This is a genomic window from Streptomyces hydrogenans (genome assembly GCF_014656075.1).
GTDB classification, from domain to species: domain Bacteria; phylum Actinomycetota; class Actinomycetes; order Streptomycetales; family Streptomycetaceae; genus Streptomyces; species Streptomyces hydrogenans.
Window position 1 is genome coordinate 1 of sequence record NZ_BNBS01000023.1, and the last position, 25,363, is coordinate 25,363.

The 25,363-nt window shown below is 73.7% G+C and carries 21 protein-coding genes and 1 pseudogene; 7 read left to right on the top strand and 15 right to left on the bottom strand.

Annotated features, from left to right (window positions below; all coding sequences use genetic code 11):
- The 8 genes and pseudogenes from IE321_RS41925 to IE321_RS12665 form a co-directional block, all read right to left on the bottom strand.
- Nucleotides 1-336: pseudogene (locus tag IE321_RS41925) on the bottom strand (SCO3242 family prenyltransferase); the annotation flags it as partial.
- Nucleotides 333-1,451 carry an inositol-3-phosphate synthase gene (locus IE321_RS12635; RefSeq protein ID WP_190222913.1) on the bottom strand — a complete coding sequence of 373 codons (1,119 nt, stop codon included), beginning with the start codon at nt 1,449-1,451 and terminating at the stop codon, nt 333-335. The pseudogene IE321_RS41925 and the gene IE321_RS12635, both read right to left, overlap by 4 nt.
- A gap of 375 nt (nt 1,452-1,826) precedes the next feature.
- Nucleotides 1,827-2,834 (bottom strand): sugar phosphate isomerase/epimerase family protein, encoded by a 1,008-nt coding sequence (locus tag IE321_RS12640; RefSeq protein ID WP_190222914.1) that lies wholly within the window; start codon nt 2,832-2,834, stop codon nt 1,827-1,829.
- Between the two features lie 32 nt (nt 2,835-2,866).
- Nucleotides 2,867-4,099 carry a Gfo/Idh/MocA family protein gene (locus IE321_RS12645; protein WP_190222915.1) on the bottom strand — a complete coding sequence of 411 codons (1,233 nt, stop codon included), beginning with the start codon at nt 4,097-4,099 and terminating at the stop codon, nt 2,867-2,869.
- A gap of 79 nt (nt 4,100-4,178) precedes the next feature.
- Nucleotides 4,179-5,222 (bottom strand): substrate-binding domain-containing protein, encoded by a 1,044-nt coding sequence (locus tag IE321_RS12650; RefSeq protein WP_190222916.1) that lies wholly within the window; start codon nt 5,220-5,222, stop codon nt 4,179-4,181.
- 99 nt (nt 5,223-5,321) lie between these two features.
- Complete coding sequence (locus IE321_RS12655) at nt 5,322-6,356, bottom strand: ABC transporter permease (protein WP_190222917.1); 1,035 nt, start codon at nt 6,354-6,356, stop codon at nt 5,322-5,324.
- A complete protein-coding gene (locus IE321_RS12660; protein ID WP_190222918.1) occupies nt 6,353-7,873 on the bottom strand; it encodes a sugar ABC transporter ATP-binding protein in 1,521 nt (506 codons plus the stop codon). The genes IE321_RS12655 and IE321_RS12660 overlap by 4 nt, the downstream gene beginning before the upstream one ends.
- Before the next feature lie 319 nt (nt 7,874-8,192).
- On the bottom strand, nt 8,193-9,374 hold the full coding sequence (locus IE321_RS12665) for an ROK family transcriptional regulator (RefSeq protein WP_190222919.1): 1,182 nt from the start codon (nt 9,372-9,374) through the stop codon (nt 8,193-8,195).
- A 282-nt stretch (nt 9,375-9,656) separates the two neighbouring features.
- Between IE321_RS12665 and IE321_RS12670 the strand changes: the two genes are divergently transcribed.
- The gene (locus IE321_RS12670) at nt 9,657-11,618 is read left to right on the top strand and encodes an acyl-CoA dehydrogenase family protein (protein ID WP_190222920.1); all 1,962 of its coding nucleotides are present in this window, start codon (nt 9,657-9,659) and stop codon (nt 11,616-11,618) included.
- Nucleotides 11,619-11,695: 77 nt separating this feature from the next.
- Nucleotides 11,696-12,679: a polyphosphate kinase 2 gene (gene ppk2, locus IE321_RS12675; protein WP_043221721.1), complete on the top strand. Its 984-nt coding sequence runs from the start codon at nt 11,696-11,698 to the stop codon at nt 12,677-12,679.
- Nucleotides 12,680-12,725: 46 nt separating this feature from the next.
- Here ppk2 and IE321_RS12680 read toward each other — a convergent pair whose 3' ends face one another.
- Nucleotides 12,726-13,496 (bottom strand): MerR family transcriptional regulator, encoded by a 771-nt coding sequence (locus IE321_RS12680; protein WP_190222921.1) that lies wholly within the window; start codon nt 13,494-13,496, stop codon nt 12,726-12,728.
- A 404-nt stretch (nt 13,497-13,900) separates the two neighbouring features.
- Here IE321_RS12680 and IE321_RS12685 point away from each other — a divergent pair, with 404 nt between their 5' ends.
- Nucleotides 13,901-15,130, top strand: a complete 1,230-nt coding sequence (locus IE321_RS12685) for a serine hydrolase domain-containing protein (protein ID WP_190222922.1) — start codon at nt 13,901-13,903, stop codon at nt 15,128-15,130.
- A gap of 372 nt (nt 15,131-15,502) precedes the next feature.
- Here IE321_RS12685 and IE321_RS12690 read toward each other — a convergent pair whose 3' ends face one another.
- Nucleotides 15,503-15,820: a DUF6296 family protein gene (locus IE321_RS12690; protein WP_229916379.1), complete on the bottom strand. Its 318-nt coding sequence runs from the start codon at nt 15,818-15,820 to the stop codon at nt 15,503-15,505.
- A gap of 203 nt (nt 15,821-16,023) precedes the next feature.
- Between IE321_RS12690 and IE321_RS12695 the strand changes: the two genes are divergently transcribed.
- A complete protein-coding gene (locus tag IE321_RS12695) occupies nt 16,024-16,602 on the top strand; it encodes an HPP family protein (RefSeq protein ID WP_190222923.1) in 579 nt (192 codons plus the stop codon).
- Between the two features lie 27 nt (nt 16,603-16,629).
- Here the strand turns inward: IE321_RS12695 and IE321_RS12700 are convergent, their stop codons facing one another.
- Entirely contained in the window at nt 16,630-17,451 is an 822-nt protein-coding gene (locus IE321_RS12700; protein ID WP_190222924.1) for an NAD(P)H-binding protein, read from the bottom strand.
- 87 nt (nt 17,452-17,538) lie between these two features.
- Between IE321_RS12700 and IE321_RS12705 the strand changes: the two genes are divergently transcribed.
- Nucleotides 17,539-17,958 carry a winged helix-turn-helix transcriptional regulator gene (locus IE321_RS12705; protein WP_043221730.1) on the top strand — a complete coding sequence of 140 codons (420 nt, stop codon included), beginning with the start codon at nt 17,539-17,541 and terminating at the stop codon, nt 17,956-17,958.
- Between the two features lie 11 nt (nt 17,959-17,969).
- Here IE321_RS12705 and IE321_RS12710 read toward each other — a convergent pair whose 3' ends face one another.
- Nucleotides 17,970-19,478, bottom strand: a complete 1,509-nt coding sequence (locus tag IE321_RS12710) for a right-handed parallel beta-helix repeat-containing protein (RefSeq protein WP_190222925.1) — start codon at nt 19,476-19,478, stop codon at nt 17,970-17,972.
- Nucleotides 19,479-19,776: 298 nt separating this feature from the next.
- On the opposite strand from IE321_RS12710, the gene IE321_RS12715 reads away from it, so the two are divergent.
- Both IE321_RS12715 and IE321_RS12720 read left to right on the top strand, forming a co-directional pair.
- On the top strand, nt 19,777-20,994 hold the full coding sequence (locus tag IE321_RS12715; protein WP_190222926.1) for an RNA ligase: 1,218 nt from the start codon (nt 19,777-19,779) through the stop codon (nt 20,992-20,994).
- Between the two features lie 2 nt (nt 20,995-20,996).
- Nucleotides 20,997-21,911, top strand: coding sequence for a phosphatase domain-containing protein (locus IE321_RS12720; RefSeq protein ID WP_229916381.1), 915 nt, complete (start codon nt 20,997-20,999; stop codon nt 21,909-21,911).
- 31 nt (nt 21,912-21,942) lie between these two features.
- Here IE321_RS12720 and IE321_RS12725 read toward each other — a convergent pair whose 3' ends face one another.
- The 3 genes from IE321_RS12725 to IE321_RS42815 all read right to left on the bottom strand — a co-directional run bounded on the left by IE321_RS12725 (nt 21,943) and on the right by IE321_RS42815 (nt 25,355).
- Complete coding sequence (locus IE321_RS12725; RefSeq protein ID WP_190222927.1) at nt 21,943-22,503, bottom strand: dihydrofolate reductase family protein; 561 nt, start codon at nt 22,501-22,503, stop codon at nt 21,943-21,945.
- A 77-nt stretch (nt 22,504-22,580) separates the two neighbouring features.
- Entirely contained in the window at nt 22,581-23,207 is a 627-nt protein-coding gene (locus IE321_RS12730) for a hypothetical protein (protein WP_190222928.1), read from the bottom strand.
- 9 nt (nt 23,208-23,216) lie between these two features.
- Entirely contained in the window at nt 23,217-25,355 is a 2,139-nt protein-coding gene (locus IE321_RS42815; RefSeq protein ID WP_190222929.1) for a hypothetical protein, read from the bottom strand.
- Nucleotides 25,356-25,363: the final 8 nt, after the last annotated feature.

Genomic DNA, 25,363 nt, shown 5'->3' on the forward strand with positions numbered 1-25,363 from the left:
GGAGGGCAGGGGGCGGTGGGGGCGTTCGACGGCGTCCTCCGCGCGGTCGGCCCAGTCGTTGAGGGCCATGCCCGCCTCGTACAGGCAGAGCGACGCGCCGACCGCGTAGGCCGTCCCCCGGCCGGGGCGCAGGCCCGCGGCCGCGGCGCCGGCGAGGGCGTCCCCGGGCACGCTGAACAGCGCCGAGACGCGCAGCAGTTCGGCCCAGGCCCGGGTTCGGCCGCCTGATCCGCGGCCGGACGCGGGGGCGGCGCTCCGGGCGGCTCCGCGGCCGCGTCCCTCCGCGGGCCCGGGCGCGCGCCGCTCGGTGGGGTGCCGGTGGCCGGGGCGCGTCACTTCGCCTCCCGCAGCCGGTCGGCGAACGCCAGCAGTCCGGCGAACTGTTCCGCCAGGCCGGCGGGCCCGCCGTCCGGGTCCTTGAAGTAGAAGCCGAGTTCCGGGAGCGGCCCGGAGATCCCGGCCTCGTGGGCGCGGGCGACCAGGCGGGCGAGGTCGAGGACGAGGGGTGCGGCGAGCGCGGAGTCGCAGCCCTGCCAGATGGTCTGGAGGATCATCCGCGATCCGAGGAAGCCCTCGAAGGCGATGTGGTCCCAGGCGGTCTTCCAGTCGCCGAGCGCGGGGACGTCGTCGATGTGGACCCGGCCCTCCGGCCGGTGGCCGAGGGTGTCCGTGAGGACGCGTTCCTTTCCGGCGTTCTTCGCCGCCGCGGCGGCGGGGTCGGCCAGCGTCGCCCCGTCTCCCCCGCCCAGCAGGTTGGTGCCGGACCAGGCCCGTACCTCCAGGGCCCGCTGGACGAACATCGGGGCGAGTACGGAGCGCAGCAGCGTCTGGCCGGTCTTGCCGTCGCGGCCCGCGTGGCGCAGTCCGGCGGCGGCCGCGGCGGCGGACAGGTCCGGGGTGCGCAGCCCGGTGGACGGGGTGAAGTCGACGTACGGGCAGCCGGCCCGCAGGGCCGCGGCGGCGTAGAGGGAGCTGGGCGGCAGGCGTTCGGCGTCGGGTGCGGGCGGCGGCTCCGTGCAGGAGACGTTGACGACGACCACGCGTGCCAGCGCGTGGCGGGCGCGGAAGGACACGAGGTCGGCGGCGAGGTCGGCGATGAGTGCGGCGTCGGTGCGGCGGTCGTCCGGGAGCGGGCCGCCGGTGCGTATCTCCGCGTCGGCGGCGGCGAGTTCGGTGTGGACGGCGGCGGCGAGCCCGTGCGGGAGGACGCCGGCGCCGGCGAGGAGCTCGGCGCGCTTGGGGAGCGGGCAGGACGCGATGTCGTGGCCGCCGAAGACGAGTGCGTCCAGGGGCGGCAGGCCGGCGTCGGCGAACGCGGAGGTCTCGGTGACCATCCCGGTCGCCGGGTGGAGTCCGGCGCGGACGGCGGCGCATCCGGCGACGGCCGTGGTCGCCACGGAGCCGCGTGCTCCGGCGAACCAGACTCCGGTGCGTGCGTGGGTGTCAGTCACGGGCTGCCTCCTTGCCGGTCGGTGGGTACGGGGGGGGAGGGCTGGGGGTGCGGCGCCCCTGTGGTGCGGGCGGGGCGACGCGGGCCGCCCGGCGGTGAGGGGCGGGGGGCGCTGTGCGGTGCGGGGCCCTCGCTCGCCCCGGAGGGGGTTCCGGGGTGGGCCGGCCGGGGCGGGAGGGGGCTCCCGGGCCTGCTGTGCGGTGGGGGCGAGGGGCCGTGGTGGTGGGGATGTGAGGGACCGTAGCCCCGTTCGTCCGCGACGGAAAGCCCTTGCGCGGCAAAGGGTCGAACTTTCTCCTTCTTGAGGACAAAGCCGGGCGCGGGCAGGCCGGATCGCCCGGTGGCGCTCCTCGCCACCGGGCCCGACCGGGGAGTCCTACCGGTCGCCGCCGGAGAAGGCCGCGTCGAACGAGGCGGCCGGCGGGTCGAAGTCGAACCGCTTCAGATGGGCCAGCGCCTCGGGCGCGCCGGTGAGCCGGTCCATCCCGGCGTCCTCCCACTCGACGGACACGGGCCCCTGGTAGCCGATCGACCGCAGCATGCGGAAGACGTCCTCCCAGGGCACGTCCCCGTGCCCGGCGGACACGAAGTCCCAGCCGCGGCGCGGGTCGCCCCACGGCAGGTGGGAGCCGAGGCGGCCGTTGCGCCCGTCGAGGCGCTTGCGCGCCTCCTTGCAGTCGACGTGGTAGACCCGGTCCCGGAAGTCGTAGAGGAAGCCGACCGGGTCGAGGTCCTGCCAGACGAAGTGGCTGGGGTCGAAGTTGAGGCCGAAGGCCGGCCGGTGGTCCACCGCCTCCAGGGCGCGGCGCGTCGTCCAGTAGTCGTAGGCGATCTCTCCGGGGTGGACCTCGTGGGCGAAGCGGACCCCCTCGGCGTCGAAGACGTCGAGGACGGGGTTCCACCGCTCGGCGAAGTCCTCGTAGCCGCGCTCGACCATGCGCTCCGGCACGGGCGGGAACATGGCCCCCAGGTGCCAGATGGAGGAGCCGGTGAAGCCGACGACGGTGTCGACGCCGAAGGCCGCCGCGGCGCGCGCGGTGTCCCGCATCTCGGCGGCGGCCCGCCGCCGCACGCCCTCCGGTTCGCCGTCGCCCCAGATCCGGGCCGGGAGGATGCCCTGGTGCCGCTCGTCGATCGGATGGTCGCAGACCGCCTGGCCCACCAGGTGGTTCGAGATCGCCCAGCACCTGAGGCCGTACTTGTCGAGCAGCGCGTGCCTGCCCGCCAGGTACGACGGGTCGGCGAGGGCCTTGTCGACCTCGAAGTGGTCGCCCCAACAGGCGAGTTCGAGGCCGTCGAAGCCGAAGTCGCGGGCGAGCCGGCAGACCTCCTCCAGCGGCAGGTCGGCCCACTGGCCGGTGAACAGCGTGAACGGGCGCGGCATGAAGCCTCCAAACGGGGTGCGGACCGGGTCCTCTAGCGGACCTCGGCGGGCACTTCCTGGACGGGTGTGTAGACGGCGTTCTTGCGGGCGCTCTCCTCGACCGCGGCGAGCACCCGCTGCACCCGCAGCCCGTCGGCGAAGGACGGCGACGGGTCGGTGCCGGTGCCGATCGCGACGACCAGGTCACGGGCCTGGTGGGTGAAGGTGTGCTCGTAGCCGAGGGTGTGGCCGGGCGGCCACCACGCCTCCAGGTACGGGTGGTCGGCCTCGGTGACGAGGATCCTCCGGAAGCCCGCCGTGGCGGCCGGCTCGCCGTGGTCGTGGAAGGAGAGTTCGTTGAGCCGCTCCAGGTCGAAGGCGAGCGAGCCGCGTTCCCCGTTGATCTCCAGCCGCAGCTGGTTCTTGCGGCCGGAGGCCATCCGGCTGGCCTCGAAGGCGGCGAGCGCCCCCGAGGCGAGCCGTCCGGTGAAGACGACCGCGTCGTCCACGGTCACCGGCCCGCGCGGGACGACGGCGGCGCCCTGCCCGGACGGCGCCGCGAGGCCGGCCGCCGCCGTCGTGAGCCGGGGCCGTTCCCGTACGAAGGTCTCCGTCTGGGCGGACACCCCGGTGACCGGCTCCCCCGCGAGGTACTGCGCGAGGTCGACGATGTGCGCCCCGAGGTCGCCCAGCGCCCCCGACCCGGCGTGCTCGCGCTCCAGCCGCCAGGTCAGCGGGAAGTCGGGATCGACCAGCCAGTCCTGGAGGTAGCTCACCCGGACGTGACGCAGGGCGCCGAGCCGGCCCTCGGCGATGAGCCGGCGGGCGTACGAAAGGGCGGGGACACGGCGGTAGTTGAAGCCGACCATCGCCACCTGGCCGCGGGCCCGGGCGGCCTCGGCTGCGGTGGCCATGGCCTCGGCCTCGGCCACCGAGTTCGCGAGCGGCTTCTCGCACAGGACGTGTTTGCCCGCCTCCAGCGCCGCGATCGCGATCTCCGCATGGCTGTCCCCCGGGGTGCAGATGTCGACGAGCTGCACGTCGTCCCGGGCGATCAGGGCACGCCAGTCCGTCTCCGCGGCCGCCCAGCCGTGTCGCCGGGCGGCGTCCCGGACGGCGCCCGCGTCCCGGCCCGCGATCGCCGCGAGGACGGGCCGCAGCGGCAGGTCGAACACCCGGCTCACATTGCGCCAGCCCTGTGAGTGCGCGGCGCCCATGAACGCGTACCCCACCATGCCGACGCCGATTCCGGGCGGCGCGGTCGCGTCACTGTCCCACTGTTGCATACGGTTCCTCCTGGTCGGAGAGTCACTGACTCGTCGGTGTGCTGCGCGGCCGGGCGTCCCCCCGGGAGCCCGGATCCGGTCAGTTGAAGCCGGTGGGCAGGTAGTCGTCGACGTTCTCCTTGGTGACGACCGCGGAGTAGAGCGTCAGCGAGGAGGGGATCTCCAGCTCCGCGAGACCGCCCACGCCCTTGCCCTGGCCGAGCGCGCGGGCCAGGTCGATGGCGGACGCGGCCATCGTCGGCGGGTAGAGGACGGTGGCCTTGAGGACACCGGTCCCGGCCTTGATGGCGTCCATCGCCGACTTGGCCCCGGCTCCGCCGACCATCAGGAAGTCGTCACGGCCGGCCTGCGCGATGGCGCGGACGGCGCCGTCGCCCTGGTCGTCGTCGATCTTCCACAGGGCGTCGAAGGCGGGCTGCGCCTGGAGGAGCTGGGCCATCTTGGCCTGGCCCGACTCGACGGTGAAGTCGGCGGCCTGACGGGCGACCTTCGTGATGTTGGGGTAGTTCTTCAGCGCGTCGTCGAAGCCCTGGCTGCGCTGCCGGGTGAGTTCGAGGTTGTCCAGGCCGGCGAGTTCGACGACCTTGGCGTTCGGCTTGTCCTTGAGCTGCTCGCCGATGTAGGTGCCGGCGTTGAGCCCCATGCCGTAGTTGTCGCCACCGATCCAGCAGCGGTACGCCTGCGGGGAGGCGAAGACGCGGTCCAGGTTGACGACGGGGATGCCGGCCCGCATCGCCTGGAGACCGACCTGGGTGAGCGCCTTGCCGTCGGCGGGCAGGATGACGAGGACGTCGACCTTCTTGTTGATGAGGGTCTGCACCTGGCCGATCTGGGCGGCGGTGTCGTTGGAGCCCTCGGTGATCTCCAGGGTGACGTCGGGGTACGTCGCGGCACGGGACTTGGCGTTCTGGTTGATGGCGTTGAGCCAGCCGTGGTCGGCCTGGGGGCCGGCGAAGCCGATGGTGACGGCCTGGCCGGGCTTGTCGGCGGCGGCCGGGGTGCCGCCGGCCGGCTGGGCCTGCTGCTTGGGCTCGTTGCTGGTGCAGGCGGTCAGCAGGGCGCCGGCGGAGACGGCGGCGGAGCCGAACAGAAGTCCTCTGCGGCTGGGGGAGGTTCGGGACATGGCGGATCAACCCTTCGGCTGGGCGGGGCGGGTCGGGTCGGCACGAATCGGTGCGGTCGGCTCGGGCCGTGGGGAGGGGCGGGCCGGTCTGGGGAGGGGTCAGGCGTCGCCGCCGCGCAGGGTGCGGCGCTGGACGAGGACGGCGGCGACGATGATCGCGCCCTTGGCGATCTGCTGCACCGCCGTCTCCAGGTTGTTGAGGGCGAAGATGTTGGTGATCGTCGTGAAGATCAGGACGCCGAGGACGGAGCCGACGATGGTGCCGCGTCCGCCGCTGAGGAGGGTGCCGCCGATGATGGCCGCGGCGATGGCGTCGAGTTCGTACAGGTTGCCGTTGGTGTTCTGGCCGGATCCGGCGAGGACGATCAGCAGGAACGCGGCGATCCCGCAACACAGGCCGGACAGCAGGTACAGGTACAGGCGCTGTCGGCGGACGTCGATGCCCGCGAGCCGGGCCGCTTCCGCGTTGCCGCCGACGGCGACGGTGCGGCGTCCGAAGGTGGTCCGGTTGAGCAGCAGCCATCCGACGACGGTCACGGCGGCGAAGACGAGGACCAGCGGCGGGACCCCGAGGACGTAGGCGTCCTTGACCCCCAGGTCGAGGACCTCGGTCACGGTGACCATCTGGGTCCTGCCGTCCGTGATCTGGAGGGCGAGGCCGCGGGCGGAGGCCAGCATGGCCAGGGTCGCGATGAACGGCACCATGCCGCCGTACGCGATCAGCAGCCCGTTCACGAGACCGCAGCCGACGCCGACGAGCACCGCGGTGAAGAGGATGCCCGCGAAGCCGAACTCCTGGGTGGCCACGGTCGTCGCCCACACCGACGCGAGGGCCACGATCGCGCCGACCGACAGGTCGATGCCGCCGCTGGTGATGACGAACGTCATCCCGACGGTGACGACGCCGATCACCGACGCCTGTGTCAGGACGAGCTGGAGGTTGCTGGTGGCGAGGAAGGAGTCGGGCTGGGTGACGCCGCCGACGACGACGAGCGCGACGAGGACGCCGAGCAGCGACAGGCTGCGCACGTCCCACCGCACCAGCGCCGGTCGGCGGGTGCCCTTCCTGCCGGTGTCGGGAGTGGCGGCGGACGTCGGCGCGTCCTTCCGCGCGGCGGAGGCCGGCTGCGTCATGGCGTCGGGTTCCCTTCCATCACGAGATCGAGTACGCGGTGCTCGTCGAGCTCCCGGGCGGGTGCCGTGTGCACGACGGAGCCCTCGCGGAGCACCAGCACGCGGTCGGCGAGCCCGAGGACCTCGGGAACCTCGCTGGAGACGAGCAGCACCGCCAGTCCTTCGTCGGCCAGTCGGCGTATCACGGCGTAGAGCTCCGCCCGGGCGCCGATGTCGACGCCCCGGGTCGGCTCGTCGAGCAGCAGCAGCTTGCAGCCGCGCAGCAGCCAGCGGGCGAGGACGACCTTCTGCTGGTTGCCGCCGGACAGCGTCCTGATCGCCGCGTCCGGGTCGTCGGGCCGCAGCGACAGCTCGCGCACCGCCCGGTGCGCCGCGGCGCGCTCGGCACGCCGGTCGAGCCAGCCCGCGCGGGAGTAGCGGGAGAGGGTGGAGACCGAGACGTTGCCGCCGACGGACTCCAGCATCAGCAGGGCCTGCGCCTTGCGTTCCTCGGGGGCGAGGCCGATCCCGGCCCGGACGGCGGCGCGGACGCTGCCCGGGCGCAGCGGGACGCCGTCGACCAGGACGCGGCCCGCGTCGGGCCTGCGGGCCCCGTACACCGTCTCCAGGATCTCGCTGCGGCCGGAGCCGAGCAGGCCGGCGAGGCCGACGGTCTCGACGAGCCGCAGTTCGAGGTCGAGCGGGGCGAACTCCCCGTCCCGGGTGAGGCCCTCGACCCTGAGGACGGGGTCGCGGGCGGCCGCGGCGCCGGGGGGACGGTCGGGGAAGACGTGCTCGACGGTGCGGCCGGTCATCAGGGAGACGATGTCGCGGGTCGGGGTGGTGTCCGCGGGCAGGCCGCCGGCGACGGAGCGGCCGTCCTTCAGGACCGTGACCCGGTCGCCGATGCGGCGGATCTCCTCCAGCCGGTGGGAGATGTACACGACGGCGACGCCGTCCGCGGTGAGTTCGCCGACGATCCGGAAGAGGTTGTCGACCTCGTCGGGGTCGAGCGCGGCGGACGGCTCGTCCATGACGATCAGCCGCACCTCGTGGGAGAGGGCGCGGGCCATGGAGACGATCTGCTGCTGGGCGGCGGACAGCTCGCCGACGAGGCGGGCCGGATCGATCTCCGGGTGCCCGAGGCGCTCCAGCAGCCGTCCGGCGGCCGCACGGGCCCGGCCGCCGCGGACGACGAACCCGGCGGAGGTCGGCTCGTTCCCGAGGAACACGTTCTCGGCGACGGACAGCCCCCCGACCAGGTCCAGCTCCTGGTAGATGGTGGCGATCCCGAGCCGCATGGCCGCGATCGGCGAGCTCAGGGAGACCGGCTCGCCGGCCCAGGTGATCTCGCCGTCGTCGGGCCGGTGGGCTCCGGCGAGGACCTTGATCAGGGTGGATTTGCCGGCGCCGTTCTGGCCGAGGAGGCAGTGGACTTCGCCGGCGTGGACTTCGAGGTCCACGCCGTCCAGGGCGCGGACCCCGGGGAACGACTTGGTGATGCGGTTCATCGTGAGCAGCGGTGGGCGTGATGCCATCGGGATCCCCTCGGCGGTGGTGGCCGTGAGCGGGCAGGGCGAAGCGGGACACGGGGCGTGGCGTGGGAGAGGACGGAACGGGGGAAGGGCTCGGGTCCCCGGCGGCCCGGGACGTGGGGGCGCGTGCGGGGTGAGCGGGCATGGCTGACAGCCACGGGACCGTTGCGTGGTGCGGTGGGACGGTGCTGCGGTGAGTGGGCGGTGCGGTGACGCTGTGGGTGCGGTGGTGCTGCCGTGATGCCGGACCGTGCGGTGGTACGTGCTCCGGCGTGCCGCTGCCGGAGGAGTGATGGAGCCGGGCCCGGACGGGCCCGGCGGATCAGGCCGGTGAGAAGACGTGGTCGCTGATGAGACGGGCCGCGCCGATGACTCCGGCAGTGGGTCCCAGCTCGCCCAGCACGATGGGGAGGTTGCGGGTCGCGAGGGGCAGCGACTGGCGGTAGACCTGGGTGCGAACGCTGGCCAGCAGGGTGTGGCCGAGCCCGGTGACCCCGCCGCCGATGACGACGAGTCCCGGGTTGAAGAAGCTGACGAGCCCGGCGATGACCTGGCCCAGCCGCTGTCCGCCCTCGCGGATCAGCTCCAGGGCCACGGTGTCCCCGGCCGCCGCGGCGGCGGAGACGTCCGCGGCGGTCAGCTCCCCCGCCGCCTCCAGCCGCGCGGCGAGCTGCGCCGACCGGCCCGAGCGTGCCGCGTCCTCCGCGTCGCGGGCCAGCGCCGCGCCGCTGAAGTGCGCCTCCAGGCAGCCCAGGTTGCCGCAGGCGCAGGCCCGTCCGTCCGGCTGGACCTGGATGTGCCCGATGTCCCCGGCGCTGCCCGTCGTCCCTCGGTAGACCTGACCGCCGATCACGATGCCGCAGCCGATGCCGGTGCCGATCTTGACGCAGAGGTAGTCGCCGACGGAGCGGGCGACGCCCGCGTGCTGCTCGCCCATCGCCATGAGGTTCACGTCGTTGTCGACCATCACCGGGCAGCCGAGGTCCTGGCTGAGGGCCTCGCGGACGGGGAAGCCGTCCCAGCCGGGCATGATCGGCGGGGCGACGGGCACGCCCTCGGGGAAGCGGACGGGACCGGGCACGCCGATGCCCGCCCCGTCGAACCCCTCCGCGACCCCCGACGCCTTCAGCTTCTCCGCCATGGCGAGCACCCGCTCGAAGACGGCGACGGGGCCTTCGCTGACGTCCATGGGCTGGTTCAGGTGTCCCAGGACCTCCAGCTCGGCGTTGGTGACGGCGACGTCGATCGAGGTGGCCCCGATGTCGACGCCGAGGAAGCGCAGCGCCGGGGCGAGCCGGAGGTTGTGCGAGCGGCGTCCGCCGCGTGAGGCGGCGAGGCCGTCCGCGACGACCAGCCCCGTCTCCAGCAGCCGGTCCACCTCGACCGCCAGCTTGGAACGGGACAGGTCCACCAGATCACCCAGCTGGGCACGGGAGTTGGGGCCTCCGTCGCGCAGCAGGCGCAGCAGGCGCCCCTGGTGCGCGTTCGCGGGTCGAGCGGTCATCCGTCTCACGAATCCCTCCCCTCCCCCGCCTCCGGCTGGGGGCCCGAATGCCTGTCCGCGGCGGCCGATCCGTCGGGCTTTCGAGAGGAACGTAGCAGCGCTCCACCGGCCTGGGAACTACTTGAGCAGGAAACAGGCACGACTTCTTCCACTCCCGGGACAAAGAGTCGCCCCTGCGGAGCCGACGGACGCCGAGTCCCGGCCTGGAGGTGCCGCCGGCTGTGATCACCATCGGCGCCGAGGTCCCGGTATGACCGGGACGCCGCGGGGTAACGGAGGCCCATGGCACCCGATGACACTTCCGCCGCCGCGAGCGGCTCCGTACGGCCCGAGATCGACGTCGAGGCCCTGGCGCGGCTCCTCGACGGGGAGTACGCCGGGGTCCGCGACCTCGTCCGGACCAATCTGGCCGCCCATTCCTCCGTCCTGGAGGACGCCGAGCGGCTCGACAGGGAGGCGTTCCGCGAGCGGGTGCGGGACATCGCGGTCGCGATGGCGGGGACCGGGCAGACCGGGATGGGTTTCCCGGCGGCCCACGGCGGTGGGGACGACATCGGCGCCTCGGTCGCGGCCTTCGAGACCCTCGCGTTCGGGGACCTGTCGGTGCTGGTCAAGGTGGGGGTGCAGTTCGGCCTGTTCGGCGGGGCGATCCTCCAGCTGGGCACCGCCCGCCACCACGACGCCTACCTGTCGGACCTGGTGGCCGGCCGGCTGCTTGGGTGCTTCGCGATGACCGAGACCGGGCACGGGTCCCACGTGCAGGCACTCGGTACGGTCGCCCGCTACGACGCCGCCGCCGGGGAGTTCGTCGTCACGACCGAGGGCGACGCGGCCCGCAAGGACTACATCGGGAACGCCGCCCGTCACGCCGAGCTCGCGGTCGTCTTCGCCCAGCTGGAGGTCGGCGGCGAGGCCCGCGGCGTACACGCCCTGGTCGTACGGCTCCGCTCCGGCGGTGAGGTCGTGGACGGCGTGGAGATCGAGGACGACGGCCTCAAGATGGGCCTGAACGGCGTCGACAACGGCCGCATCCGCTTCCACGGCGTCCGCGTCCCGCGCGAGGCGCTCCTCAACCGCTTCGCCGACGTCACGCCCGAGGGCGACTACGTCAGCACCATCGACAACCCCGACCGCCGCTTCTTCACCATGCTCGGCACGCTCGTGCAGGGCCGGGTCTGCGTCGGCGGCGCGGGCGTGAGCGTGGCGAAGGTCGCGCTCACCCTCGCCGTGAAGTACGCCGTGCGCAGGCGTCAGTTCGAGGCGTCCCCGGGAGCCGGGGAGCGGCTGCTGCTGGACTACGGGCTGCACCAGCGCCGGCTGCTGCCGCTGCTCGCCCGGACGTACGCCCTCCACTTCGCGCAGGACACCGTGCGGGGGCAGCTTCACGACGTCTTCTCCGGCCTCGACGACTCGCCGCAGACGCGCCGGCGTCTGGAGTCACGGGCCGCGGGGACGAAGGCGCTCGGCACGTGGCACGCCACGCGCACCGTGCAGGAGTGCCGGGAGGCGTGCGGCGGCGCGGGGTACCTGGCGGTGAACCGCTTCGCCGCCCTCAAGGCCGACAGCGACGTCTTCACCACCTTCGAGGGCGACAACCACGTCCTGCTCCAGCTCGTGGCGAAGGGCCTGCTCACCGACCACGCCGGCGAGTTCGAGGACCTCGACCAGCTCGGTGTGGTCCGCTACGTCACCGGTCTCGCGGTCGAGACCGTCATCGAGCGGACCTCCGCCCACAAGCTCCTGGAACGGGTCCGCGACCTGCTGCCCGGGGGCGACCAGTGGGACCGGGAGGCCGGGCTGCTGGACTCGGAGTACCAGCTGGCCATGCTGCGCTACCGCGAGGAGCACATGCTCGGCGGCCTGGCCCGGCGCCTGAAGGCCGGCGTCGACAAGGGACGCGATCCCGGTGAGGTGTTCTCGTCGGTGCAGGACCACGTGATCGCGCTCGCCCGCGCGCACATGGAGCGGCTGGTGCTCGAATCGTTCGTCGACGCCTGCGAGGCACTTCCCGTCGACGGCAACAAGGTCGCGCTGGGCCTGCTGTGCGACCTGTACGCCCTGTCGGCGATCGAGGCGGACCGGGCCTGGTTCATGGAGCACGGCCGGCTGACCGTGCAGCGGTCCAAGGCGATCAGCCGCGAGGTGAACGACCTGTGCCGCAGGGTCCGTCCGCTCGCCGTCGACCTGGTCGACGCCTGGCGCGTCCCGCCGCCGCTGCTGCGGGCACCGGACCTGCTGGGGTGAGGGGCTGGTCGGACGGCCCGCGTCCCGTGCCCCTGATGGCGGCCATGCCGGAGCGGATCAGGGGGTAGGCGTGGGGTGTGGACGATCAGGAATCATCGCGGCCGGAGGCCGAGGACCTGCTGGCCGGGCTGAGCGTGGACGACCGGCGGCCCGAGCAGCCCGTCCTGCTGGACTCCTCCGGGAAGCCGATCCGCACCTGGCGGGAGAACTACCCGTACGACCGCAAGCTGCGCCGTGCGGAGTACGAGCGGAGCAAGCGCATCCTGCAGATCGAGCTGCTGAAGCTCCAGCGCTGGGTGAAGGAGACCGGGGCCCGGCTGGTGGTCATCTGCGAGGGCCGGGACGCGGCGGGCAAGGGCGGCACGATCCAGCGGTTCACCGAGCGGCTCAACCCGCGCGGGGCGCGGATCGTGGCGCTGGACAAGCCGACCGAGCGGGAGGCGGGGCAGTGGTACTTCCAGCGGTACGTCGCCCATCTGCCGGCGGCCGGTGAGATCGTCTTCTTCGACCGGTCCTGGTACAACCGGGCCGGTGTGGAGAAGGTGATGGGGTTCTGCACCCCCGAGCAGTACGCGCTGTTCCTGCGGCAGTGTCCCGGCTTCGAGGCGATGCTCGTGGACGACGGGATCCTGCTGGTGAAGTTCTGGTTCTCGGTCTCCCGGGCCGAACAGCGGACCCGTTTCGCGATCCGGCAGGTCGATCCGGTGCGGCAGTGGAAGCTGTCGCCCACCGACCTCGCCTCGCTGGACCGGTGGGACGCGTACACGAGCGCGAAGGTGGAGATGTTCCGGGCCACCGACACCGAGGCCGCGCCGTGGACGGTGGTCAAGAGCAACGACAAGCGGCGCGCGCGGCTGGAGGCCATGCGCAGCCTGCTGTGGCGCGTCGACTACGCCAGCAAGGACGAGGAGGCGGTGGGCTCTCCCGACCCCCTCGTCGTCGGCGCCGCCGACACCCTGCTGGAGGCCGGCGAGCAGCCCACCGACCTCTCCCCCACTCCCCTGACGGGTGCGCACGCCGGTCCGGGTCTGCACCCCGACCGTCCGGAGGGCCGTACCTGACGCAGGCCCGTGCCGGGCCGGCGGCCGTCCGGTCGGCGGCGTCCGGTCAGCTCCGAGGGACGTCGACGCCGGCCGCGCGCAGGTGCGCCGCGATCAGCGCGTTGAGGCGGGCGAGGGCGGGGGCCTCGCGGTGGTGGTCGACCAGGTCGTAGCGGGTGGCGGCGTCGGGCCGGGCGCGGAACTCCGGCGGCGGCTCCAGCAGGGACCGGTCGGCCAGGAGCTTGGCGGCCCAGACCCGGGCGAGTTCGGGGATGCGGGGGTCGGCGGGGTCCCAGGACGCCGCTTCGAGTCCGCGGCGGGTGAGGTCGACGGACTCCGGGTCGTCCAGGGAGCTTTCGAGCCGGGCCAGGAAGCGGTCGAAAATCTCCGGGACGCCCGCCCGGGCGAGGACGAGGGCCTCCCGCTGCGCGGCGACGTAGTCGGGGTCGAAGCCGAGGGCGGTGAGCCGCTCCAGCGCGGCACAGGCCCGGTCGGGCAGCAGGGCGCGGTCCCCGTGGTCGAGCCGGTGCAGCCGGTCGCGGCGGGCGGCCGGGGCCTCGATCTGTTCGGTGAGGCGCCGGTGGACGTCCTGGAGGGTGGCGGCGAAGTGTTCGGGGCCCGCGTCGAGGAGACCGCCGATCTCGGCCAGGGCCACGCCGGCCTCGGCGAGGGTCCGCACGCGCGTCAGGCGGAACAGGTCGGCCGATCCGTAGCGGCGGTAGCCGGAGCCGTCGCGGTCCGGTTCCGCCACCAGGCCGAGCCGGTGGTAGTGCCGGACGGTCTTGATGGTGACGCCGATGAACCCGGCCGCCTGCCCGATCGTGAGTCCCCCTGCCATCGGATCGGTACCCCTCCGTGTCGTCCGACTGTCCTGCGGTCCCGGGTCCGCGGGCGGGCTCGGGCCGCGGGCGCCGGTCTGTTCTCCCTCGCGTTTGGGGTGTCCCGGCCGCGCGTGCTCGCGCTCGCACGGGCGAGGGTAGCGCGCGTCCCGTCGCCTGTTCACGTGCCGCCTCCCTCGGACCGGCCCCGCTGAATCCGTCCGCCTGCCCGCTCGTGCGACCCCGCTGAATCCGTCCCGCCTCCCCACTCGTGCGGCGCCGGTGCCGGCGCCGAACGGCAGCTCCGGGGAACGGTCTTGACCTTGACCCTGGGTCAAGGCCTCAGGCTCCCGGTACGGCCTCCGCTCGGCGGCCGTACCGACCGGATCCGGGCCGCGCGCGGCCCCGAGCGAAGGAGAGACCCATGGCGGCACGGAACGGCGACGGCATCTCGGAAGCGGGACTGCGGCGGCTCCGCGAGGTGCTGGCGCGGCACGTCGAGTCGAAGAGGATCCCCGGGCTCGTCGCCCTGGTCGGTCGCGGCGGGCACACGCACGTCGAGGCGATGGGGACGATGCGCCACGACGGTGGTCCGCCCATGCGGCGGGACACCGTCTTCCGGATGGCGTCCGCCTCCAAGCCGGTGACGATGGCCGCGGCGATGGTCCTGCTCGACGAGTGCCGGCTGCGCCTGGACGACCCGGTCGACCCGTGGCTGCCCGAGCTCGCCGACCGGCGCGTGCTCAAGCGGCCCGACGGCCCCCTCGACGACACCGTGCCCGCGCGGCGGCCGATCACCGTGCGGGACCTGCTGACCTCGACCTTCGGGCTGGGCACGGACTTCGAGCTGCTGGACGCGCCGATCCGGGCCGCGCTGTTCGAGCGCACCGACTACAGCGTCGTGTCCGGCCCCGCGCCCGAGCCGGACGAGTGGATGCGCCGACTGGGCGAGCTGCCGCTGTCGTACCAGCCCGGCGAGCGCTGGCAGTACGACCTGAGCAACGAGGTCGCCGGGGTCCTGGTCTCCCGGGTCGCCGGCGTGCCGCTGGAGACGTTCCTGCGCGAGCGCGTCCTCGGTCCACTGGGCATGCGGGACACGGGGTTCCACGTGCCCCCGGAGAAGATCGACCGGCTGCCGACGCTCTACGGGCCCGACCCGCGGACCGGGGAGTTCCTGGTCTGGGACGAGGCGGCGGGCGGCCGGTGCAGCCGTCCCCCGGCGTTCCAGGGCGCCGGCGGCGGGCTCGTCTCGACGGTCGACGACTACCACGCCTACTTCCGCATGCTGCTCGCGGGCGGCACGCACGACGGCGAGCGGATCCTGTCCCGGTCCGCCGTCGAGCTGATGACCACCAACCGTCTGACGCCCGACCAGCTCGCCGCCCGCACCTCGATGTTCCGCGACATGGCCCACCTCGCGCCCGGCCAGGCACAGCACGGCGGCTGGGGGTTCGGGATGGCGGTGCGCACCCAGCGCGTCGACTACGCGCCCCTCGGCCAGTTCGGCTGGGACGGCGGCAGCGGCACCTCCGCGTACGCCGACCCGCGGAACGGACTGGTCGGGATCCTGCTCACCCAGGTGGGGATGTCCACGCCGGATTCGGCGCGCCTCATCCACGACTTCTGGACCACGCTGTACCAGGCGGTCGACTGAGGGGGCGGATCGCCGGGGCGCCGGAGGTCACGGCCGCGCGCGGCCGCGGGCGTGCTTGGGACCGCCCCGCGCGAGGGGGGGAAGACGCACGGGGCGGTCGCGCCGCGGCCGGCGGCAGGAGGGGAGCGCCGCCGGCGGGCGGGTGAGCGCGGGTGCCGCGCTCACCCGGCGGCTGCCCACGGCTCCCGCCCTTACTCGCCCGGCGGCGGAGAAACCGGAGGGCCGGAGCGGTGCGCCCGCGCGGGGCGGCGGCCCCGCACCGGAAAGGAGGGTGCGGGGCCGCCGGATCGCGACCGGCGGCGGGGTTGCCACCGGCTCGCGATCGAGTGCAGTCCCATGCGCTCACGGCGCGCGTACCCCCGTTTCCCCCGCTCACACCCCTCGATCCGACGGCCGAGGTGCTTCCGGTCGAGCCGCCTTGCCGGAGGGGCCTGAGGGATCTTGGGAATCGGCGGTGTCGGTGGGGGTGAGACGGCGGGCGAGTACGCGCTGGGCCGGATCCTGGTGGCCGCCCGAGGCGAGGATGCGGACCTCGTCCCGGTCGCTGATCTCCGCCCGGATGATGCCGGTGGGGTCCGCGTAGACCGGATGGCCGCCGGGTCCTTTGGAAGAGGTGCGCTCGACGATCGCGACGTCCTGGGCGGAACCCGTGTCGTCGGAGAACACCAGCTCGTATCGGACTGGGTTCATTCCACCCATCCTACGCCGACGGCCGGGACCCGCCCCCGGGCCCGGCAGCCGAGAACCCGCTGGTTAGAGTGGTGCGAGGCCGCGCCGCCGCACCAGGGTCGGGCGCGAGACCGGGCCGACTGTCGACCACAGGGTCCCGGGCGACCGACCGCCCCTCCCCCTCGTCCGGCCCACGGCCGCCTGCCCCGGAAACCCCGCATCACATGAGTACCGACATCGCTCCCCGTCCCGACCCCGCCCCGGCCGTGGGCGCCTCCGCCCCGGGCCCGAACCACGGGCGTCGGCGTCTGGCCCGCATGGCCGGCCGCGCTCCCGCCCGCCCGACGCCCGCGGCCGCCGCGCACAACGTCAGCGCCGCCACCGCGGCTCTGCTCGCGCTCGTCGGGATCGGCGCCGCGCTCCACGAGCCGGTCCTCATACCCCCGCTCGCCGCCAGCGCCGCACTGGTCCACTGCGCCCCCGCGCTCCCCCTGGCACAGCCGCGCAGCGTGGTCGTCGGCCATCTCCTCGGCACCGCCGCCGGATACCTGGTGGCCCTCGTGGCGGACGGCAGCGCGAGGGCCGCCGCCCTGGCCGCCGGGGCGACCCTCGCGCTGACGACCCTCGCCCGGACTCCGCACTCGCCCGCCTGCGCCACGGCCGTCGTCATCGTCCTCCAGGAACCCGCACCGGCCAGGTTCGTCCCCTTGCTGTTCGGCTCCACCGTCCTGCTCGTCCTGACCGCGTACGCCGCGTCCCGGGTGCGCCGCGCGGCGCCGAGGTACCCCGCCTACTGGTGGTGACCCACCGGCGCCCTGCCGACGGAGGGCCTACACGAGGGCTGCCGGTCGCGTGGCCGACGCGACGGCGACGGCCGTCGCCAGGGGGTCGCGGGGCGGGCGGCCGAGAAGGTCCGCGAGGTCGGTGGAGGTGCCGTCCAGGAAGCCGTGCCGGATGCCCGTGGCGATCGAGGAGAGCATCGGCGGCTGGAACGGCAGGAGCGAGGGCGTCTCCTCCAGGAGCCTGCGCCGGTACTCGCCCAGGCCGATGGTGCGGTGCGGGACGCCGAGCCGGTCGGCCACCTGCCCCGCGGTGATCGGCCTGCCGACGAGGTCGTGGACGCGCCCGTCGTGTCCGGTGGGATCCGCCGCGACGGTCGCGGCGGCCTCCGCGAGGTCCTCCCGTACGACCGCCGCCAGGGCACCCTCCCCGAAGGGGGACACCACGGCGCCGTCGGCCCACGTCAGCAGGCCGCCAAAGAGTTCGGCGTACAGGCCGTTGCGCAGGATGGTCCACGGCAGTCCGCTCGCCCGCACCAGGCGCTCGGTGGCACGGTGGGCCGGCGCGAATCCGAGGTGGTCGCCGGCCGTGGTCAGGCTCGTGTAGACGACATGGCCGACGCCGTCGCGGACGGCGGCTTCCAGGACCGCCGCGTGCCGGGCCACGACCCGGTCGTCCTCGGCGTATCCGGCGGAGACCAGGACGAGGGTCGACGCCCCGGTGAGATCGAGGCTCCCGCGGTCGTCGAAGTCCAGGTGCCGCGTCCCCTCGCCCGGCGTGCGGCTGCCGCCGGTCGCGGCGACGCCGCGGGCGCGCAGCGCGGCGAGGGTGGCAGAGCCGAGGTTCCCGTTCGCTCCCGTCACCAGGATCATGTCGATCGAAGCCTTCCGTCGTCGTTCCGTTCGGTCACTACGCTTGATCTTCGATCGCCCGTTCACCGGTCACAAGGAGGCAGTTCGATGTCACCCACGCACACCGCGGTAACCACCCCCGCCGCGCTCGAACCCTGTGGCCGCGAGGACCATCCCGACTGCGGCATCCGCGACCTCCAGGACCGCATCGGCGACAAGTGGTCGGTGTTCGTGATCGTGGAGCTCGCGAGCGGACCGCGCCGCTTCCGCGAACTGCAGCGCGCCGTCGACGGCATCTCCCAGCGCATGCTCACCCTCACCGTGCGCAGGCTCGAACGGGACGGCCTGGTGCTGCGCACGGTGTACCCGACGGTCCCGGCGCAGGTCGACTACCGCCTGACCGAGACCGGAGCCGGGCTCACCCATCTGGTCAAGGCCCTCGCCGACTGGTCCCTCGCCCACCGCGCCGTCATCTCCGACGCGCGCCGCGCGTACGACGAGTCCCACCCCGACCACGACATCCGCTGAGTCAGCGGGGGTTACAGACCCGGGCCGTTGTACGCGCCGCGGTGCGGCTTCGTCGACGTGGAGACCGGGTTCGCCCAGTAGTCACGACCGCCGTTGCCGGTGATGACGGAGCCGTTGTTCAGGGCGGGGGACGTGGCGCGGAGCTTGTAGCCGTCGACGGAGTGGATCGTGTCGCCGCCGGTGCCGGGGTTCACGAACCCCGGGTCGCCGACGATGCCGTTGGCGGTGGGCCGGGGCACGCCCTGGAAGACGTTCCACAGCCAGGTGATGCCGGGGCCGGTGGGGAGTCGGGAGTCGCCGGTGCCCACCCAGATGTTGTTCTCGACGACGCTCTCGTCGGGGAGCGTGATGTCGAACTTCCTGTCCGTGCAGTAGAAGACGTTGTTGTACAGGTGCAGTGCGGAGCGGCCGGCGCTGACGCTGCTCATGCGGCAGTCGTTCTCGGAGATGTTGTAGCGGATGACCTGCTTCGCGGCGCCGATGGTGCCGCACCCGTCGCAGTCGAGGAAGAAGCCGCCGATGTTGTCGCGGCTGAAGTTGTACTGGATCGTGCAGGTGCCGGTGTTGCCCCAGTCGCAGTCGAACGCCTGGCTGTCGGCCACGGACATGCGGGTGATGCCGTGGACGGCGTTCTTCTGGATGGTCGGGTTGTGGTCGCCGAGCACCCAGATCCCGGCGAAGTTGCCGCCGGAGAAGGGGTACACGCCGTTGCCGACGCCGGAGGCGTTGTTGTACTGGATCAGGGGCGCGTCGGCGTAGCTGGCGATGATGCCGTCGCCGCCCACGTCCTTGACGAGGTTGTTCTCGATGAGGACTCCGGTGCCCTTGACGGCCATGGCGCCGACGCGGATCTTCAGGCCGCCGCCGCCCGTGTTGCTGATCCGGTTGTCGTGGACGTGGACGTCGTGGAGCGTGGAGTTCGTACCGCTCGCGCCCGTGACGATGCCGGCGGACTGTACGAAGTCCTCGGTGGTGGGGCTGTTCTTGCTGGTCTGGCCGGCCACCCGGTCGATGACGAGGTTGCCGATGTCGTAGCCCCGGTGGGCCCTTCCGTCGGTGGCGGAGATCCGCAGGCCGGTGCGGCGGGCGAGGGTGGACGCGGGGTTGGTGAGCTTGAGGTCGCTGATGCGCCAGTGGTCCTGGTCGGTCAGGGAGACCGCGTCGGGGGCACCTCCGCCGTCGATCACGGGGAGGGCGCCGGTGCCGTACCGGGTGAGGGTGACGGGGGCGGCGGCGGTGCCGCTGCCCCGCGGGGCGAGGGCGCCGGTACAGGTGGTTCCGGAGGCGAAGGCGAGGGTGTCACCCGGGCCGTACGTCCTGCCGTTGGCCTGCCCGATGCTGTTGAAGGGCGCGGCCTGGCTGCCGTCGCCGGCGGTCGGGCGCGCGCAGTCGACGTAGGTGACGGCCGCTTCGGCCGAGGCGGGCGCGGGGGTGAGGGCGACGGTGCCGCCCAGCGCGAGGAGGGCCGCGGCGAGGCCGCGACCCGTCAACTGCCGTAGGGGGAAGGCTCTGTTGCTCATGGAACGGGTGCCCTTTCTGACGGTCCGGTGCCGCCAGAAGCTAAGCCTGGGAGATGATCGAGTCAATGCGATCCTGTCGATTGATCGAATTTCGATCACAGAGCGGGCGATTGGTCGAACTTCTCCATCACCCCCGGCGCCCCTACCCCATCCGCGGGGGCCGCCGTCGCCGTCCGTCGCCGGGCCCCCGTCACCGGCCCTGAACCGCGCGGCCGCACCCCTCGGCGACCGCTAATTCGCTGGTCGCGGCGGTGCGTGGCGGGGAAGGATGGGGCTCCACGAACCCAGGAGGGAACCCATGAGCCAGGCGTACCTGACTCTCGACGCACTGCTGCCGCCCCAGGAGCTGGCCGCGGCGGTCGAGGCCGGGCATGTGACCCGCAAGTCGCACCCCGAGCTGCCGCTCTCCCTCTACACGTACACGCGCAGCTGTCAGTACGAAGGCATCTGGAACACCGTCACCACCCGCTGCCGCGGACTCGTCGCCGACGACCGCACCGGCCGGATCGTCGCCCTGCCGCTGCCGAAGTTCTTCAACGTCTCCGAGCACGAGTCCGGCCGTCCCTACGCGCCCGCGCTGCCCGCCGAGCCGTTCGAGGTGTACGAGAAGGTCGACGGAAGCCTCGGCCTGGTCTTCCACTACGAGGGCCGCTGGCGGGTCGCGTCCAAGGGGTCCTTCATCAGCACCCAGGCGACCTGGGCGCAGCGCCGGCTCGACGCCGCCGACACCGCGCGGCTCGTGCCCGGGACGACGTACCTGATGGAGATCGTCTACCCGCAGAACCGTATCGTCGTGGACTACGGCGAGCGGCGGGACCTGGTCCTGCTCGCCGCGATCGGCCCCGACGGCACGGAGATCGGCCTCGCCGAGGCCGCGGCGGCGTGGCACGGCGTCGGTTCGGTCGTCACCGTGCACCCGGCGATGCCGCTCGACGCGCTCGTCAAGCTGACCGAGACGAACACCCTTCCCGACGGGGCCGCCGCCACCGGCACGGACGCCGAGGGCTTCGTGCTGCGCTTCGCGTCCGGGATACGGGCCAAGGCCAAGCTCGCCGAGTACGTGCGCCTCCACAAGGTCCTGACGGGCGTGACGGAGCGCGACATCTGGCGCGGGCACGGCATCCAGCGTTTCGCCGGCACGTCCGCCAAGCGCCTCGCCCAGGGCCTGGGCCTGTCGGTCTCGGAGCTCGGGGGCCTCCGCTCGAAGGGCGGCCGTCCCCTGGACGCCCTGCTGGAACAGGTACCGGACGAGTTCGACGCCTGGGTCCGGTCCGTCATCGCGGGACTGGAGGACGCGTTCGCGGCCCGCGAGCGCGCCATCGACGAGGCGTACGCCCGGCTCGCGCCGCTCGCGGCCGACCGGGGCGCGTTCGCCCGCGCCGTGAAGCGGGTGCCCGACCCCGAGCTGCGCTCCGCGCTGTTCCTGCGCCTCGACGACCGCCCCACCGACCTCTTCGTGTGGCGTAGCCTGCGCCCGGAGACCGCCGACCCCTTCACCCACGACGAGGAGAACTGACCGTGCCCGTGGTCCACGTGATGACCGGACTGCCGGCCTCCGGCAAGACGACGGCGGCCCGCGCCCTGCAGGAGCGGTCCGAGGGCCGGATGCGCCGCGTCAACCTCGACGACCTGCGGACGATGCTCGACCTGCCGAGCGGCGACCGCCGTTCGCGCGCCCACGAGCAGACCGTACTCGACATCCAGGACGTCGCGGTCCGCGGCGCCGTCGACGACGGCTTCGACGTCGTCGTCGACAACACCCACCTCACGCCGCACATCCCGCGGCGGCTGAAGGCGGCGCTGACCGGCCGTGAGGCCACCTTCGTCGTGCACGACTTCACCACCGTGCCCACGGACGAGTGCGTCCGCCGCGACGCGGCCCGCGAGCGTCCCGTCGGCGAGGAGATCATCCGCATCCTCGCCCAGAAGCACGCCAAGGCGACCCGCGGCGGCTGGCGGCTCACCGCCGACTGGCTCAACGACCGGCCCGCCGCCACCCCGTACGTCCCGGACCCCACGCTGCCGACGGCCGTCCTGTGCGACATCGACGGCACGCTCGCGCTGCGCGGGGACCGGGGCCCGTACGACTTCAGCCGCTGCGACCTCGACCTGCTCAACGTCTCGGTCCGGGACGCCCTGCGCGCCTTCCGCGGCGCGCACCAGGACCGCGTGGTGCTCCTGTCCGGCCGCAGCGAGGACCACCGCGCCCTGACGGAGGCGTGGCTGGAGCGGTACGAGGTCCCCTACGACGAGCTGTGGATGCGTGCCTCCGACGACGGCCGCTCCGACGACATCGTCAAGGCGGAGCTGTTCGACGCGCACGTCCGCCACCGCTACGCGGTCCGGGTGTCCCTGGACGACCGCGACCGGGTGGTCGCGGTCTGGCGCCGAATGGGTCTCCCCACCTGGCAGGTCAACTACGGCGCCTTCTGATCCGGTCCCGCCCGGCGGGAGCGGCCGGCCGTCAGGCCACGCGGTAGCGGAGGTGGACGACGTTCGACGGGAAGGTGCGGGTCTCGACGAGGGCGAGGTCCACCCGGCGCTCGTGCCGGGGGAAGTACGGGATGCCGCCGCCGACGAGTACCGGGTAGACCATCACCCGGTACTCGTCGATCAGCCCGTCCTCGGCGGCCTCGGCGGCGAGGTGCGCGCCGCCGATCGCGATCTCGCCCTCCCCCGGCTCGGCCCGCAGCCGCTCGATCTCCTCCGCCAGGCCGCCGGAGGCGAGGCGGGCCCGGCCCTCGACCGCCGACAGGGTGCGGGAGAAGACCACCTTCGGGAGCGGCTTCCAGAGCGCGGTCCATTCGCGCGTCGCCTCGTCGAGCCCGGGGTCCTGATCGGCGGTCTCCCAGTACAGCATCGTCTCGTAGAGCCGCCGGCCCAGCAGGTGCACGTCGACCGTCCGGATCTCGTCGATCCAGAACCGGAAGACCTCGTCGTCCGGCGCCGTCCAGTCGAACCCGCCGTCCGGTCCGACGATGTATCCGTCGAGCGACGTACTCATCGCGTAGGTCACCTTGCGCATCCGAAGTCCTCCTCGGTATCGGCCTCGACAGTACGACCGCCGGACGCCTCGGGACTCATCGCGACGCGCGGGAACGGTTACGACTGCTGTTCGTGCCGGGCGAAGGTCGCGCGGAGTTCGGACGCGTCCGCTTCCTTGGCCTTCTCGTCCTCGTACCGGCCCTTCTCGTCCCGGAGCGCCACGAGGGCCTCCGGGGTGAAGTCCCGGCCGAAGCCGTAGACGGCCAGGCAGTAGGCGAAGCCTGACTCGCCGAAGAGGTCCACGTCCTCCTGGCGGCAGTACTCCGCCAGACCGTCGGCCACGTGCCAGCGGGTGCCGTCGTACCAGAAGACGCCACCCGCGTAGTGGATCGTCCGGCCCGTCCCGGGATCCGTGAGGTTCAGCGACTCGTAGTTCTCGGGGCGGTCGCGGACGAGGGCGACCAGGGACTCGGGGACGCCCTCGTAGAAGGACTCCTGGAGCGCGAAGTCGTCCTCGGCGTACAGGTTCAGCTCGGACTCGTGGTCGAAGGTCAGCAGCAGCGCGCGGCCGTCCTCCGCGAAGTACCAGACCGCGGACTGGCCTCCGCCGTCGTTCCAGGCCAGGCGGCGTGCGCCGGGCACCGTCACCGGCTGGACGCCGACGAGGTCGTCCACCACGGCCGCGCGGCGGCGTACTTCCGGCAGGGGGGTCGCCGTCAGGGCGTCCCAGGTCGTGTCACTCATTCCCGCAGGTTATCCGGCACCTCCGACAGGGCCGGATGCCGGACGCGGTGGAGGCTCAGGAGAGCGGGGCCCGCGTCGGTCGTCCCACGGGTCCGGCTCCGCCGGGGCCGCGGCACGGGCGACGAGTGCGGAGAGGGAGAGGTCCACCGGCCGGCCGACGAGGTCGGGGTGGACCAGGAGGCCCTTCTCCTCGGCGGACTTGCTCGGGTCGGCGACGAGCGGGTGGGCCCGTGCCCAGTCGTCGCACCGGACTCCGGTGATCTGCCAGCAGACGTCCAGACCGGCCGCGCCACCCGCGATGTCGAAGCTGTGGTCCGCGAGGGGACGGCTGACGTGCAGGTCGGGGGCCGGCGCGCCGACGGCGGTGAGCTGGTAGCGGAACGACTCGTTCAACGACTCGAACCACTCGGGGAGTTCGATCGTGGCACGGCCGTGCTCGTCCAGGACGGCCGAGCCGTCGTAGACGTTCTTCAGCTCGGAGGACTCGACCGCCGCGTGGACCAGGAAGCGGTCCTCGGGCAGGGTCGGATGGTCGATCCGCATGAGGCTCGCACCGTCGAACACCGTCCCGGTGATCACGACGTCGCCGTCCAGGAAGGCGGCCTGCGACGTGCCCTTCGCGTACAGTCCGGTCGCGCCGCGGGCTTCGACGCCGTTGCCCTGGACGCTCCTGCCGAGGACTCCGGGCCCGAAGGTGACGGTGCCTTCGACGCCCGCCTTCCCGCTGCCGCCCTTGCCGAGCACCCCGACGTTCTCCGTGCTCGAACCGGACAGCCCGGGCCCGCCGCCGCCGGTGCCCTTGACGCCGGGACTCGCGCCGCCGCCCGTGCCGGACACGCCCACGCCCTGACCGCTCGTGCCCGAGACACCGGTGCCCCGCGTGCTCGACGCGGACACCCCCGCACCGCTGACGCTCTCGGCGAGGACAGCCGCTCCGCTGGTGCTGGTGCCCTGGAGGCCGGCGCCATCGGTGCCGGTGCCGAGGACTCCGGGCGCACCCGAGCCACCGGTTCCCGAGACCCCGGCGCCCTGCGCGCTGGTGCCCGACACACCCGGACCCGAGTCGCCGGCTCCCTCGACGCCGGCGTTCGCGCCGCCGCCCTTCCCGGTGACGCCGGCGCCCTGCTCGCTGCTGCCCAGGACACCTGTGCCCCGCGTACTCACACCGCGCACACCCGCGCCGGCCGAGCCGACGCCTTCGACACCGGCGGAGGTCCCTCCCCCGGTCCCGCGCAGACCCACGCCGGTGGCGCTGGTGCCCGAGACGCCGGGGCCGTCGGTGCCCGCGCCCGAGACGCCCGCGCCCTGGCCTCCCCCCTGGCCGGTGACGCCGTCGCCCTTCGTGCTGCTCCCCGAGACGCCGGGGCCGTCGGTGCTCGTGCCCGAGACCCCGGGTCCGGCCGGGGCCTTTCCCTCGACGCCCGCCGCCGTGCCGCCGCCCTGCGCGCGGACGCCCGGACCGGCCGTGCTCGTGCCCGAGAGTCCCGGACCGGCGGTCGCGGTGCCGACGACGCCCGCGCCCGTGGTGCCGCCCGTGCCGGTGACGCCGTCGCCCTGGGCGCTGACCCCCTGGACGCCGGGGCCGGTGACACCGGAGCCCTTGACGCCCGGGCCGGCGCCGGTGACCGAGCCGGAGACGCCGGGTCCGTCGGCGGAGGCCCCGGCCAGTCCCGCGCCGGAACCGGTGCTGGTGCCGGACACGCCCGCGCCGCCGGTGCTCCTGCCCTCCACTCCGGGGCCGTCGCCGCCGGAGCCGGCCACGCCGGGCCGCCCCCGGCCGCCCGTACCGGTCACTCCGGCGGCCTGGTCGCTCACGCCCTCCACGCCGGGCCCCCGGGTTCCCGAGCCGTGGACACCGGCCCCGGTTCCCCTGCTGCGGCCCGCCACCCCGACCCCGCCGGTGCTGAGACCGACGACGCCCGTGCCTCCGCCGACGTTCCGGGCGTGGCCCGCGACCCCGACGCCGCCGGACTGTTCGTGGACCCCGAGCACACCGGCCACCGGATCGTCGGGCGCGTCCGCGCTCCCGCCGCTGCTGCCGATGACGCCGCTGCCGGTCTCGCAGTCCCCCCAGACGCCGAACCGGTGGTCCCCGGGGTCGAAGTCGCTGGGGCCGTCCTGTGCTTCGGGGGGCTTCACGGGTGACATGGTCGTCT

Excerpts from the sequence above, each read along its gene's own strand:
- IE321_RS12640 (WP_190222914.1), bottom strand. The coding sequence starts at position 2,834 with ATGCCGCGCCCGTTCACGCTGTTCACCGGCCAGTGGGCCGACCTGCCG.
- IE321_RS12645 (WP_190222915.1), bottom strand. The coding sequence starts at position 4,099 with ATGCAACAGTGGGACAGTGACGCGACCGCGCCGCCCGGAATCGGCGTC.
- IE321_RS12650 (WP_190222916.1), bottom strand. The coding sequence starts at position 5,222 with ATGTCCCGAACCTCCCCCAGCCGCAGAGGACTTCTGTTCGGCTCCGCC.
- IE321_RS12655 (WP_190222917.1), bottom strand. The coding sequence starts at position 6,356 with ATGACGCAGCCGGCCTCCGCCGCGCGGAAGGACGCGCCGACGTCCGCC.
- IE321_RS12660 (WP_190222918.1), bottom strand. The coding sequence starts at position 7,873 with ATGGCATCACGCCCACCGCTGCTCACGATGAACCGCATCACCAAGTCG.
- IE321_RS12665 (WP_190222919.1), bottom strand. The coding sequence starts at position 9,374 with ATGACCGCTCGACCCGCGAACGCGCACCAGGGGCGCCTGCTGCGCCTG.
- IE321_RS12670 (WP_190222920.1), top strand. The coding sequence starts at position 9,657 with ATGGCACCCGATGACACTTCCGCCGCCGCGAGCGGCTCCGTACGGCCC.
- IE321_RS12680 (WP_190222921.1), bottom strand. The coding sequence starts at position 13,496 with ATGGCAGGGGGACTCACGATCGGGCAGGCGGCCGGGTTCATCGGCGTC.
- IE321_RS12685 (WP_190222922.1), top strand. The coding sequence starts at position 13,901 with ATGGCGGCACGGAACGGCGACGGCATCTCGGAAGCGGGACTGCGGCGG.
- IE321_RS12690 (WP_229916379.1), bottom strand. The coding sequence starts at position 15,820 with ATGAACCCAGTCCGATACGAGCTGGTGTTCTCCGACGACACGGGTTCC.
- IE321_RS12695 (WP_190222923.1), top strand. The coding sequence starts at position 16,024 with ATGAGTACCGACATCGCTCCCCGTCCCGACCCCGCCCCGGCCGTGGGC.
- IE321_RS12700 (WP_190222924.1), bottom strand. The coding sequence starts at position 17,451 with ATGATCCTGGTGACGGGAGCGAACGGGAACCTCGGCTCTGCCACCCTC.
- IE321_RS12705 (WP_043221730.1), top strand. The coding sequence starts at position 17,539 with ATGTCACCCACGCACACCGCGGTAACCACCCCCGCCGCGCTCGAACCC.
- IE321_RS12710 (WP_190222925.1), bottom strand. The coding sequence starts at position 19,478 with ATGAGCAACAGAGCCTTCCCCCTACGGCAGTTGACGGGTCGCGGCCTC.
- IE321_RS12715 (WP_190222926.1), top strand. The coding sequence starts at position 19,777 with ATGAGCCAGGCGTACCTGACTCTCGACGCACTGCTGCCGCCCCAGGAG.
- IE321_RS12725 (WP_190222927.1), bottom strand. The coding sequence starts at position 22,503 with ATGCGCAAGGTGACCTACGCGATGAGTACGTCGCTCGACGGATACATC.
- IE321_RS12730 (WP_190222928.1), bottom strand. The coding sequence starts at position 23,207 with ATGAGTGACACGACCTGGGACGCCCTGACGGCGACCCCCCTGCCGGAA.
- IE321_RS42815 (WP_190222929.1), bottom strand. The coding sequence starts at position 25,355 with ATGTCACCCGTGAAGCCCCCCGAAGCACAGGACGGCCCCAGCGACTTC.